We start from the raw sequence: 13,293 nt of genomic DNA, 5'->3' as shown, positions 1-13,293 counted from the left end.
GTTTTTTTCAAGGAAATTAGACGCTCAACACCTTAACCATATGAATTAATTCCTGGTTTAGAGGCTTGTTTTTGGTGATACTGTCCTCAAAAGAAGTATAAACCAATTTATCATTGATAATTCCAGCCATTACATTTTTTTCACCTTTCATTAAGCCTTCTAATGCTCCCAATCCTAATCTGCTGGCAAGAATTCTATCTTGAGCACTAGGTGAGCCACCTCGTTGTATATGTCCTAAAATGGAAACCTTAATATCCTTCTGACTGAGTTCCTTTTTTACCTTTGCAGCTATTTCCATGGCATTTCCTTCTTCGTCTCCTTCTGCAACCACTACGATTGAGGAGGTTTTGTCACGAGCCCATCCATCTCTCAAAGTGCTAATTACTTCATTGATGCTAGTTGAAGTCTCCGGAACCATTACTAATTCAGCGCCCCCACCAATACCTGAACGAATAGCTATATAACCAGAATCTCTTCCCATTACTTCAATAAAGAAGAGGCGGTTGTGAGAATCTGCCGTATCTCGTATTTTGTCTATCGCACCTAAAGCTGTATTGACTGCTGTATCAAATCCTATGGTATAATCAGTTCCGTATAGATCATTATCAATAGTGCCAGGAGCACCAACCGTAGGAATTCCATATTCCTCGTAGAAAATTTTGGCTCCAGTGAAAGTTCCATCTCCACCAATTGTGATTAAACCTTCAATACCGTGTTTTTGTAAATTCTCAAAAGCTTTTTTTCTTCCTTCTTTGGTCTTAAATTCTTCACTTCTAGCAGACTTCAGAATTGTCCCTCCTTTTTGAATTATATTACTTACAGAATGAGAATTCATTTTAATGATGTCACCTTCAATCATTCCGTCATAACCTCTATATATTCCATACATTTCTACTCCATGATATACCGCGCCTCTTACAGCTGCCCTTAGGCATGCATTCATGCCAGGTGCATCACCACCAGAGGTCATTATTGCTACTTTCTTCATTTATGGCTTATTTTTAAGTAAAAATTTCAATCTTTGAAATATTAATAATATAAGTTCAATTTAATGATTTTTATTGCTCAATCACTTCTAAATCAAATTTAAAATTGGAAAAGCGATGCTGTTAATGCAAATAAAAATCACTATATATTTGAAATAAATACTAATCATAAATTACGATATGATGATTGAATCAGTTCCTTTTTTAAAGTTAACGCCTATCCGTCAAGAAGTAAAAGCGGTAATAGATGATGTATTAGATAAGGGAGTCATGATGAATGGCGATTATTTGGTCAGATTTAAGGAAGAATTCTCGAAATATTTAAAGCTTCAACATATCATACCTACTGCAAATTGTACCGATGCTTTGGAAATAATATTGAGAAGTTTGGGAATAAAGCAAGACGATGAAGTGATAACTACAGCTTTTAGTTGGTTTTCTGATTCTTCAGTCATCCAATTAGTGGGGGCAAAAGTGGTGTTTTGCGATATTGATATCATCCATTTCGGAATCCAATTTTCTGATTTAGAGAAAAAGATTAATGATAACACCAAAGCATTAATTCTACCTCACTTATTTGGGTTGGTTCATCCTGAAATTGAAAAGATAGTTTCTATCTGCGCCAAGTATAATGTTGTATTGATAGAAGATTGTGCACAAGCTCACGGGGCAACATTAAATGGAAAACTGGCTGGGACATTTGGAGACGTTACAGCTTTCAGTTTTTATCCCACCAAAAATTTAGCTGCTTTGGGTGATGCAGGTGCTATTGCTACAAATGATGAAAAACTAGCTAAAAAGTGCCTTCTGTGGGCTAATCATGGTCAGCAAACTCGTAATGAGCATCTACAATTAGGAAGAAATAGCAGAATGGATGAAGTTCAAGCCGCTGTTTTATGTGCTAATCTCCCTTTCCTTGATTCTGATAATGAAAAAAGACAAAAGTTAGCAGCTATTTATTATAATATATTGGCTGATACCGATTGTATTCTACCCCCTAAAACAGATGGTCATGTTTATCATCAGTTTGTAATAAGAACAGATAGGAGAGATGAACTTCAGAAGTTTCTATTAGAAAAAGGAATTGAAACTGATATTCATTATCCAGCTGCACTTTCGGATATGAAAGTATTTGAAATAAAAGAGAATTTCTATAACGCCTCCAAAGCTTCTAAAATGGTTTTATCTCTTCCTATTCACCCTAATCACTCCGAAGAAGAAATAGAATATGTAGCTGAAAATGTGAAAGCTTTTTTTAAAGGTTAAACTTATCTCTAATCGGCTGAATTATTTTAGTGATTTCTTTTGAAGGTTTAAAAAACAGCATCAATAAACCAAAAATCATAACCGTGAGGATTGACAAATAAGCTCCATTTAAAATTGGGTTAGAGAATTGGGGGACTATACTCACTATAAAAAAACATAATCCAGACAGCAGCACGGCACTTAAAGTATGAATAGAAAACGGATGAAATTGTAATTTGTAATAGATATAAATCATCTTGATTAAATTAAATAAAAATACGGATGCAAAAGTCGCTAGTGCAGCACCTGTTAATCCATATTTCGGAATTAATATAACGTTAAGCCCAATAGTTAATGTCGCTAAAATCAATACAAAATAGATATTACTTTTATAGTGTTTTGAAGAAATAATGATTTCTGAATTAACCCCAAATCCCATATTAATAAGCTTACTCAGTCCAATAATAATAACAATTAGTTTCCCACTTGAATAATCATCCCCGGATGGCATAATGGCATAGATATTATCTAAGTTGATTACTACCAATATAAACACAAAGCTCCCTAAAATTAGCTGATTGATACTGCTTTGCTTATAGATCTTTTTGATCTCATCTAGTCTTTCATTTTCAAAGGCATTGGCAATAATAGCATCAGACATTTGTGAAATACTCCGCCTAGGAATCTCAATTACGGTTCCCATAAAAAAAGCAATAACATAAACGGCATTTTCTTTTAACCCAAGAAATCCTGTTACCATTAGTTGATCAATTTGTAAAACAATAACTGAACCCACAGCACCCGCCATAATAAAAACCATATATTTCATCATTTCTTTAATGAAAGATTTTTTGAGATGGAAGATTGAAAAATCGAATCGTAATTGCCCTTTGAATAATAATATTAATATCATCAATAAAAGACTAAACGCATATGTAGCGATTGAGAATCTTAAAAACCATTCAAAGGAAATGACATCTAAGAAATAAATAAAAGCTAATAAACTGCTTAATATCCGCAATAGAAATTCCCTTATAAAGGTTGGGATCACCACATTTAACTGCGCTTTGAAATAGGCTTCAAATATGGAGATATAAACCATAATAGCAGCCAAAATGATAATCAACCAATATTGATGGATTAACTCAGGCGCATTCTTTTCAAAAAACTCAAAAATCCATTGGTCAATTAATTGAAAAAAGCCAATAAAGAGGGTAATAGTGAAGAAAGCCATGATCAACACGAAAGTAAAAAACCTGCCTGATGAATTGGGTCCTTTATTAAACCTTGGGAAATATCTTAGAGTGCTTCTAGCAAGTCCTACTTGAGCAAATGGAGATAATATAACAGCCATAGAAATCATTGCTTTGGTAAGGCCTAATTCTTCTTTGCTCAAGAATTCAGGGAAAAGAAATATCATATTGACAGCACCTATTGCAACTCCAATGTAGTTGATGATAGAGGCATAAGCACTTTGTTTGATGATAACTCCCACGGATATTTTTTAATTCGAAGCTGAAAATTAAGAAGATGCATTTAATAAACTGCTATTATACTTATGATTTATCTTTAATGAAAATTCAATCCTAATAAATAATTCTTTTAGCTAAAAATCCTATTGCTTAGCTTTGGAATATGGAAACGAAAAATGAAAACATTAAACTTATAGAATGCCCAAGAGATGCCATGCAAGGATTGCATGATTTTATTCCTACCGAGCAAAAAATAAATTATATAAATCAATTGCTCACAGTGGGGTTTGATACAATTGATGCAGGGAGTTTTGTTTCACCTAAGGCCATTCCACAAATGAGGGATAGCGCTGAAGTGTTTGATAAAATTGACTGGCAAAAATCTAGTTCAAAATTATTAGCCATCATTGCAAATCAAAGGGGAGCTTCTGATGCAGTGAAGTTCGAGCAGATTTCTTATTTGGGGTATCCTCTTTCATTATCGGAAACATTTCAGCAGCGCAATACCAAACGCTCAATTGCTACCGCCATGGAAGATTTATCTGAAATTCAAGGACTCACAATTGCAAACGGGAAAACCTTGGTGGTTTACCTTTCTATGGGTTTTGGGAATCCTTATGGAGATCCGTATGACGCAGGATTTGTACAGGAATTTGTAGAGAAATTAGATAAAATTGATGTGAAAGTAATTTCGCTTTCTGATACAATTGGAGTCTCCAATCCAGATAATATTTCATGGATTTTTGAGCAGTTGATTCCTGAATATTCGCATATAGAGTTCGGAGCGCATCTACACAGTAATCCTGCTACGATTTGGGAGAAGGTAGAAGCGGCTTATAAAGCTGGTTGCAGAAGATTTGATGGAGCCATAAAAGGATTTGGTGGCTGTCCTATGGCAAAGGATGATTTGGTAGGCAATATGGTAACTGAAGATATGGTAGCTTATTTCAACCAAAATAATATTGATTTAGGGATAAATCAAGAAGCATTTTCTGAGGCTCAGAGGTTGGCTTTAGAAATATTTCCGGGTAAGTAATCAATTTTGTAGTTTAGCAAGAGTTGCAATGGTTGTAATTAAGATTTCATTACGTTAGTAATTGCAGGACTGTTTAGGTAAGATATTAGATTACGGAATCATTAATATTTTTCTAAAAGCATTATCCCGCAAACTATTTTACTTACCTTTGCAACTTGATTAGTTGAAACTTTTTAATAATAGTATTAACTAATTGAATATCAGTTAATTTATTTATATTATTTAGATGTCAGAAATTAGAAATGTGGCGATTATTGCCCACGTTGACCACGGTAAAACTACTTTGGTTGACAAAATTATCTATGCTTGTCAGGAATTTCGTGAAGGAACGGAATCAGACGAATTAATTTTAGATAATAATGATCTAGAAAGAGAGCGTGGAATTACCATTTTGAGTAAAAACGTTTCCGTTACTTATAACGGGGTTAAGATTAATATTATTGACACTCCTGGTCACTCTGACTTTGGAGGAGAAGTAGAGCGAGTTTTGAAAATGGCCGATGGTGTTTTGCTTTTAGTGGATGCCTTTGAAGGACCAATGCCACAAACTCGTTTTGTATTAGGAAAAGCATTAGACTTAGGCTTGAAGCCAATTGTTGTAGTCAATAAAGTGGATAAAGAAAACTGTCGTCCTGATGAAGTGCACGAGCAAGTTTTCGATTTAATGTTCAACTTAGATGCTACTGAAGATCAGCTAGACTTCCAAACCATTTACGGTTCAAGTAAAAACGGTTGGATGAGCACTGATTGGAAAGAGCAGACTGATAATGTTTTCCCTCTTTTGGATGAAATCATTAAAACAATCCCTGCAGCACCTGTTAAAGAAGGTATCCCTAAATTACAGATTGTATCTTTGGATTATTCATCTTTCGTAGGGCGAATTGCTATTGGAAGGTTATACCAAGGTACCTTGAAAGAAGGCATGCAAATAGGTCTATGTAAAAAGGACGGTTCTGTTAAGAAAATGAGAATCAAAGAATTGCATACTTTCGAAGGCTTAGCAAGAAAGAGAGTGGAGGAAGTACATTCAGGAGATCTTTGTGCAATCATTGGTTTAGAGGGTTTTGATATTGGAGATACGGTAACTGATCCTGAAAATCCAGAGCCATTACCAAGAATTTCTATTGATGAGCCTACCATGAGTATGCTTTTCACTATCAACAACTCTCCATTCTTTGGTAAAGAAGGTAAATTCGTTACTTCTCGTCATTTGCGTGATCGTTTGATGAAAGAGACTGAGAAAAACCTGGCCTTGCGTGTAGAATCTACAGATTCTGAAGATCGATTCTTGGTTTACGGTAGAGGTATTTTGCACTTGTCTGTCTTGATTGAAACCATGAGAAGAGAAGGCTATGAATTGCAAGTAGGTCAGCCACAAGTATTATATAAAGAAATTGATGGTGTTCGTTGTGAGCCAATTGAGCATATGGTTATTGATGTGCCAGATGATGTTTCAGGTAAAGCTATTGAGTTAGTGACCCAAAGAAAAGGTGAATTGTTAGTGATGGAGCCAAAAGGTGATGTTCAGCATTTGGAATTTGAAATCCCAGCACGAGGTATTATAGGCCTAAGAAATAACATGATGACTGCTACAGCTGGAGAAGCTGTAATGAATCATAGATATAAAGAATATGCTCCATATAAAGGACATATTCCTGAAAGGAACAAAGGATCACTAATTTCCATGGAGGAGGGAGCTTCTACAGCATTTGCGATCAATAGATTGCAAGACAGAGGTGTGTTCTTCGTTGATCCGGGTGATGTGATCTACAAAGGTCAGGTTATTGGTCAGCACTCAAGAGATAATGATTTGGATGTGAATATCAATAAAGGAAAGCAGTTAACCAATATGCGTAAATCAGGTACTGATGACGCAATGAGAATTGCTCCGAAAATCAATTTCTCATTAGAGGAGGCTATGGAATTTATTCAGAAAGATGAGTATTTGGAAGTAACGCCAAAAAGCATCAGAATGCGTAAAATCTATCTTGACGAAAACGAGCGTAAAAGAATGTCGAAATAAAGACAAGTCTTGATTAAAAACATATTATTAAAAATGAAAAGCCGGTTGATGCCGGCTTTTTTTATGCTTAATGCCCGATTGAGAGGTCATCCTTATGAAGAAATAGATCTTGTTTATTTGAAATCAAGTTTCATTTATCCCAAGGATTAACATTGGTTGGAGACACAGCAGCCATTTGCTTAAATTGCTGCTGCTAACAGAATAATGCCATTAAAGATTTATTATTCAATGTTTTGCGATTAATGATTAATAAGATACTTTTATAGAGAATTATTATGTTTCATAATTTCATCGACACCTAGCAGGTTTGGCAGAGATGCTAATTAATAAGGAATCGTGTGAGAATCACGAACTGTCCCGCAACTGTATGTAACACATAGGTTTTTGCCTCAGATACCATTTTCCTGAGCATTCAGGTTGAGAAGGTTAGCAAAAATTGTTACAAGTCAGGAGACTTGCCTGTAAAGTATTGATAGTTGCCCTCGTGGATTGGGGTAAGCTTCAGGTCTGATGAGTAGTTATTATTATAAACTTGCTTTTTATAGGTTAAGTGGATCTCTACTTGTTAGCTCTTTTCTTATTTCCAATCTGTATCATTAGTGCATTAGGAAGTTTTGAGACAGTGTGTTTAGAACTTCAAATATTTATTGCAATGCAAAATCACGACTTTAACTATCTTACGATAGAAAGTAATAAAGCATGCAAGCATATTTTTAATAAAAATTATCAATGATTAAGTACCAGAATAACTTGAGTAATATGATGTGTTTAGATATTTATTTGATGGACTTAAGTCCTCAAGAATATCATAAAATGCATACCAAAATACTGGACACTCCTAAGGATTTCAAAAATGTATTACATTGTCATGATATTGCCGCAATGAGTAATGCCAATGTTCTCTCCAAAATTAAAATAGACTTATCTTGTCTGGAAAAATATGCTCAGCGAAATAGGTGGCAAGAGAATATCCAAAAGATACTGAAAAACCCTTTTGAGGCGCTTGTCTTAACCAATCTAGAAAAAGAAATTCTCTGGGTAAATAGCGGATTTGAAGCAATGACAGGTTTCAAAGCGCAAGAAGCTGTTGGATTAACACCTACTTTTTTGCAAGGGAAAAATACTGACTCAAACACTCGGTCAATTTTTAGGCAAAAGCTTCAAGAAGATCGGAATTTTAGTATCAGTATCAAAAACTATCGCAAAAATGGAGAGGAATATGACTGTAAGGTAGATATATTTCCTCTTCATGATTCCGAAAATCGGATTTCACATTTTTTAGCTTTGGAACAAGAAATCCGATGATTGTATAAGTAGGATAGTTACATAGTAGAAATGATTTCCTTGAACGAATCAGCTTATAAACAAGATTCTATAATTCTAATTAGTTGTTTAGCTCTATTATATAAAATAATTCCGAAGTAATAGTACATATATTAAAATGGTTAAAGCATTAAATCTAAACTGAGTGTTTTCTTACTATAACTGCAGTTTAAGAGACTAAAAATTTTTTAAAATATTTAATAACAAATGTATACTACATGTAATTTTTAGTATATATTTTTGAAATAATTCCACTCGACCAAAACCCCATTGACGCTTGAATAAAGTTTCCAATGTTTTAGATTTAGAGGGGCATTTCAATTCGATATTAATTTTAGAACCACACATAATAGATCATCCATTAATGAAATTTTTAATTATTGTATCTGCCTTAATTAGCTTGATAAGTTGTGCACCATCAAAACAATTGGTGAATTTACCCTCAGATTCGGATAATGCAGAAAACTCAACAATTTATGTGATTCGTGATAGCAGGTGTGCTAATCTAGTTACAGCTAATATTTATTCGAATGAGCAACAGATCGGCAAACTGAAGTCTAGAAGTTACCTCACATGGTCAACTAATCAGAAATCGATTAATTTGCTCAGTGAAGCAGGACCCTCTTCCGAGCTTCATCTTTATTTGAAACCAGGAGAAACATATTATGTTCGTCATGGATTTAACATTTTTGAAGGTGTGCTTAGAGCGACTCCAACTTTATCTCAAATCTTGAAGGAAGAAGGAAAAGCTATACTTGAGAAATTGAAAAGCCCAGTGGTTGCAGAAAATTTATAGCAAAGTGAATTCGAATTCATACCGATATAATATAAATGAAATCAGTACTTTAGATTGAATCCTTAATTTATAAAAATATATAATAAGCCAACTATTTTCCCTAGTAGTATAAAATGAAAAAAAACATTGCCTTTTTAATTGCTTTCTTTATTCTAGGAAGCTTAAGTGCTCAGCAAATTACGCTTAGCGGTTTTGTTGAAGATAAATCCTCAGCTGAGCGATTGGTGAGTGCAACTGTTCAATTATTGGGAACTACCCAAGGTGTCATCACTAATAATTTTGGTTACTTTTCTGTTAAGGTTAAAAGTAATGAAAAAACAAGCTTACTCATTTCATATACAGGATTTGAACCTCAACAAATAGATTTTAGTGGTCAAAATGACAGTAGTCTCGTGATATCATTAAGCCCCATCACTTTGCAAGAGGTGGAGGTAAAAGCAAGTCGACCTCAACACGGCCAGCAATTAGGTAAGTTGAGCCCTCATGTAGCTAAATTACAAGAAGCTCCGGCCATTATGGGTGAGAAAGATATCATTAAATCGATGGCCTTACTACCTGGTATAACGGGTGGTCAAGAAGGTACAGCTGCCCTATATGTGCGCGGAGGAAGCCCTGATCAAAACCTTTTTCTGCTCGATGATGCTGTCATATTTAACCCCTTTCACTTGTTCGGTTTGGTTTCTACCTTTAATGGTGATGCTATAAAAAACGTTGATATCTATAAAGGCAATTTCCCTGCCCGTTATGGTGGTCGCTTGTCATCTGTAATTGATATGACCATGCGGGAAGGGAATCGTAATGAAACGGAAGGTAAATTAGATGTTGGAATTATTAGCTCTAAAGGACAAATTGAAGGGCCTGTTGATGATGGTTGCGGATCTTACTTTCTGTCCGCAAGAAGTTCTTATTTGAATCTACTTACATTGCCTTTCAATATTGCTTATCGTTTGGGCACAGGTGATTATCGATTTAATTATTGGTTATACGACATCAATGCGAAAATTAATTATAAGTTTTCTGACACCGACCATATCTACTTGAGTTTATATAACAGCAATGATACTTGGCAGGTTGGAGAAAGATCAGACCGTTTAACTACGGCATTTAATCTGAATTGGGGCAATACAGTGGCTAGCCTACGACACAATAAAAAACTAAGAAAGGGACTTTTCTGGAAGAATACATTATCCTACTCTACCTATAGATATCAATCTGATATAAGTAATATTATAAGCATAGAAGACCCTGAGCCAGGGCAGGAAGCTACGGAAGAAAATTCCAATGAAGTAGGCAGCTCAGTGTCAGATAGCCGTTTAAAAACAGAACTATTTATTCCTATTTATAAATGGATCGATATCAGTGCAGGACTGGAAGCGGCCTACCTGGGCTTCAAACCTTTTGTTTCCGAAGTAAAGAACAGTTCAACCGATCAAACCTCAATTAATAGACAAGTATTAGGCGGACAGGAAGTAGCTGCTTACATGCAGACAAACTTTGAATGGGGTAAATATTGGAGTATGAGTACAGGTTTTAGATATGTAAACTTTTTCGTGGAGGGTGCAAATTATCAAAGCCCAGAGTACCGGTTCAACATCAATAGGGAAGGGTTAAAAGGTTGGAATTGGTCGTTGGCCTATGCTAAAACCAGCCAATTTTTACATTTATTGAACGCTAATTCTGTAGGTTTACCAAATGATGTATGGCTACCATCTACTCAATTAATCCCACCATCAAGGGCAAGTCAAACCAGTTTGGGCTTTAGTAAGTCTTCAAAGAATAGATCGATTACTTTCTCTTCCGAAGCCTATATTCGAAACATGACGAGCCTAATTGATTATTCAAGAAGCTCATTGCTTCAATTGTCCCCATCTTTAGACTGGGAAAATGAATTGGCTACTAACGGAATGGGATTTGCTTATGGTTTTGAAAACATGATTACTTTAGATTATAAAAATTGGGATGCCTGGGTCAGTTATACTTGGGCTCGTTCTGAACGTAAATTTCTGGAGATTAATGAAGGGGATTGGTATCCTTCAAGCTTCGACAAAACGCATGACTTAAGTGTGATGGTGAACTATGACCTAAATGCAAGCTGGAAGTTTAATGCTGTATGGAATTTTCAAACAGGGAGACCTTTTACAGCTCCAATTGCCATTATAGACGGAGAATGGGGTGATTATATGATTTATGGAGATCGCAATAACGCCCGATTGCCTGCTTTTCATCGATTGGATTTAGGAGCTACCTATAGTTTTGAAAAAAAGGGCAGAGATCGTACTTGGTCTTTTGGGGTGATAAATGCTTATAATCATATAAACCCGAATGTATTTGCTCCAGAGCTACTATATCTAGATGAAGAGAATAGTTATACGAATTATAGAGGTATAGGCTTTATCCCTGTACTTCCCTATGTTTCTTTTGGCATGAACTTATTTAAGAACAAATGATTAATTTGAATAAATTAACTGGCTTTTTATGTATCGCCATTCCACTGCTGTTCTTTGCATGTGAGAGACCTTTGGACTATGATTTTGAAGTGGAGGAAATTAAGCCAGTGCTGTTTGTTTCTCTCAATAATAATGGGGTATCTTACGCAAGATTGACTTATAGTGCTCTCATAAAAGGAGAGTTTAAAACCAATAGAGCAATTGAGGATGCAGATATACAATTGCATGATACAGATGGTCATCTTACTTCTTTTATAGAAGAAGGGGAAGGGAATTATAGTTTAGAATATGATTTTGAAATTTCAAATAGCTACCTTATAAAGGTTAACACTCCTTATGGTGAAGTGGAAAGCGATTTGGTTTATTTTTATAAAGCGCCTCAGGTTAATAGTATTACACTCTCTAATTATACAAAATCTGATCCTCCTCAATCTAATGATGCTTGGTTGCTTAATCTAAATCTCTTTATTGATGAAGAAATACCTTATTACAGCTTCAGAGTCAAAGGTATTATAGACGGTGAGCCAACTGAAGAGCTAAGTAGCGCCTGGAGTATACAGTCGGATGAAACAGATGGCCCTTGTACGCTTGCATATCAATTTACTAATGAATGTTATAAGAACCAAAGTGTTGACTATCCTCTTAGAGTAGCGAAGTATACATCTAATTTCCCGATAGAAGCTGAAAATATTTATGAAGGCTACATAGTAGAAATGATTTCCATAAACGAATCGGGTTATGAAGCTGGTTTTTACAATTTTGAATATGAATTTATTGATCTTGTTTTTAGCGAGCCTGCTCCTCATTACTCCAATGTAAATGGAGGGTATGGAGTAGTAGAGGCCATTAACATCACGCGGAATACGGTGATGGTTGAAGATTAAATATTTGATATCAAATTATCGGCAGTGAAAGTATTTTACTGCCGATAATTAGTTTTGTTACTTTATCTAGTACTAGTAAAAATTAAACTTTGCTGTATTATTTGGTTTAGGTAAATATCTTTAAGATAGTTTGTCAAACTTTATGGTTGCCTTTGATTCATCCAAAGTCATTTTATACAACTTATTTGACTTAATACAATTTAGCACCTTCTTGTATAGGTAAGCTTTTGACTCATCAGTTATATTGTCAGAACCATGAGTACCAGTTTTAGGGTGAACAAACATCAAATATTAAGAATCTCCTTTTATTATTAAAAGAAAATAAACTCTGAAGCCACCTCTACCGTCCAGACGTTTTTTGATATAAGGAGTGTCACTACTATTATTTAGTCTAACGCCCGAACAAAGCTCTTGACTGGTTTTTCCAAAGAAGTAATCAATTACATTTTGCTCTAATGTTTTATAGGATTTTTTAGATTTTAGTTTATCGAATTCTACCTTAAAGTCCTCTAAACAATATAAATCCATCTTTAAATAAGGGAGAGCTTTTTTGTGGTTTCAACAAAGTCTGGCATTTCGGGGAGAAAGAAAAACACAGACTCTAAATCCTCATAAGACTCTTTTAATTCATCGATTGAATTCTTAAATTCTTTAATTTCATCTTTTGCAATTCCGTTGCTTATTAAGAAATTCAATGAAATATATTGTCTTATCAGAGAAGTGCGTAAATCCTTGGCAGAAGAAATGATATCATTTAAAAGTATCAAACTTTCTTCATCTAAATCATTGAACCAAGTTATTTTTTCAATTCTATCATTTAATGAGTTTATTTAATGAGTCTTTTCATTCAAAACGCTTTTAAAATCAATAATAGCATCTAAAAGTCTATTAACTCCTTCAGTATCTAATAATGGAGCCTTCTTTTCCTCAAAAGAAAAATATCTAACATTTGAGAATGTATCAATAATTTCTGATTTATTTGATCTAGATTCCATTTTATACTTTTTTTGATAAAGTGAATTTATAAAATATTTAATGAATGTGGATAATAAAAAGTCACAAAATAGTCAATTAGACACTT

12 protein-coding genes and 1 riboswitch are annotated in these 13,293 nt (G+C 34.5%); of the genes, 7 read left to right on the top strand and 5 right to left on the bottom strand.

Features of this window, described 5'->3' with window-relative positions:
- Positions 1–16: 16 nt before the first annotated feature.
- Entirely contained in the window at positions 17–988 is a 972-nt protein-coding gene (pfkA, locus tag QYS49_RS15280) for a 6-phosphofructokinase (protein WP_308348513.1), read from the bottom strand.
- 178 nt (positions 989–1,166) lie between these two features.
- On the opposite strand from pfkA, the gene QYS49_RS15275 reads away from it, so the two are divergent.
- Complete coding sequence (locus tag QYS49_RS15275) at positions 1,167–2,252, top strand: DegT/DnrJ/EryC1/StrS family aminotransferase (protein ID WP_308348511.1); 1,086 nt, start codon at positions 1,167–1,169, stop codon at positions 2,250–2,252.
- Here the strand turns inward: QYS49_RS15275 and QYS49_RS15270 are convergent.
- A complete protein-coding gene (locus QYS49_RS15270; RefSeq protein ID WP_308348509.1) occupies positions 2,242–3,726 on the bottom strand; it encodes a lipopolysaccharide biosynthesis protein in 1,485 nt (494 codons plus the stop codon). The two genes, QYS49_RS15275 and QYS49_RS15270, sit on opposite strands and share 11 nt — an antisense overlap.
- 140 nt (positions 3,727–3,866) lie before the next feature.
- On the opposite strand from QYS49_RS15270, the gene QYS49_RS15265 reads away from it, so the two are divergent.
- The 6 genes from QYS49_RS15265 to QYS49_RS15240 all read left to right on the top strand — a co-directional run bounded on the left by QYS49_RS15265 (position 3,867) and on the right by QYS49_RS15240 (position 12,212).
- Positions 3,867–4,739 carry a hydroxymethylglutaryl-CoA lyase gene (locus QYS49_RS15265; protein WP_308348508.1) on the top strand — a complete coding sequence of 291 codons (873 nt, stop codon included), beginning with the start codon at positions 3,867–3,869 and terminating at the stop codon, positions 4,737–4,739.
- 226 nt (positions 4,740–4,965) lie between these two features.
- Entirely contained in the window at positions 4,966–6,762 is a 1,797-nt protein-coding gene (typA, locus tag QYS49_RS15260; protein WP_308348506.1) for a translational GTPase TypA, read from the top strand.
- Positions 6,763–7,048: 286 nt separating this feature from the next.
- A riboswitch (cobalamin riboswitch) is annotated at positions 7,049–7,239 on the top strand.
- 252 nt (positions 7,240–7,491) lie between these two features.
- Positions 7,492–8,067: a PAS domain-containing protein gene (locus QYS49_RS15255; protein ID WP_308348504.1), complete on the top strand. Its 576-nt coding sequence runs from the start codon at positions 7,492–7,494 to the stop codon at positions 8,065–8,067.
- 295 nt (positions 8,068–8,362) lie between these two features.
- Positions 8,363–8,881 carry a hypothetical protein gene (locus QYS49_RS15250; RefSeq protein WP_308348503.1) on the top strand — a complete coding sequence of 173 codons (519 nt, stop codon included), beginning with the start codon at positions 8,363–8,365 and terminating at the stop codon, positions 8,879–8,881.
- A 113-nt stretch (positions 8,882–8,994) separates the two neighbouring features.
- Positions 8,995–11,328, top strand: a complete 2,334-nt coding sequence (locus tag QYS49_RS15245) for a TonB-dependent receptor (RefSeq protein ID WP_308348502.1) — start codon at positions 8,995–8,997, stop codon at positions 11,326–11,328.
- The gene (locus QYS49_RS15240) at positions 11,325–12,212 is read left to right on the top strand and encodes a DUF4249 family protein (protein ID WP_308348500.1); all 888 of its coding nucleotides are present in this window, start codon (positions 11,325–11,327) and stop codon (positions 12,210–12,212) included. The genes QYS49_RS15245 and QYS49_RS15240 overlap by 4 nt, the downstream gene beginning before the upstream one ends.
- Before the next feature lie 291 nt (positions 12,213–12,503).
- Here the strand turns inward: QYS49_RS15240 and QYS49_RS15235 are convergent, their stop codons facing one another.
- The 3 genes from QYS49_RS15235 to QYS49_RS15225 all read right to left on the bottom strand — a co-directional run bounded on the left by QYS49_RS15235 (position 12,504) and on the right by QYS49_RS15225 (position 13,207).
- Positions 12,504–12,740, bottom strand: coding sequence for a F0F1 ATP synthase subunit delta (locus QYS49_RS15235; protein ID WP_308348498.1), 237 nt, complete (start codon positions 12,738–12,740; stop codon positions 12,504–12,506).
- Between the two features lie 2 nt (positions 12,741–12,742).
- Positions 12,743–12,979: a hypothetical protein gene (locus QYS49_RS15230; RefSeq protein ID WP_308348497.1), complete on the bottom strand. Its 237-nt coding sequence runs from the start codon at positions 12,977–12,979 to the stop codon at positions 12,743–12,745.
- Between the two features lie 63 nt (positions 12,980–13,042).
- A complete protein-coding gene (locus QYS49_RS15225) occupies positions 13,043–13,207 on the bottom strand; it encodes a hypothetical protein (protein ID WP_308348495.1) in 165 nt (54 codons plus the stop codon).
- Positions 13,208–13,293: the final 86 nt, after the last annotated feature.

This window comes from Marivirga salinae (assembly GCF_030503855.1).
Classification (GTDB): Bacteria; Bacteroidota; Bacteroidia; order Cytophagales; family Cyclobacteriaceae; genus Marivirga; species Marivirga salinarum.
The sequence above is the reverse complement of the archived record's forward strand: the minus strand, read 5'-3'. Positions and strand labels throughout refer to the sequence as shown.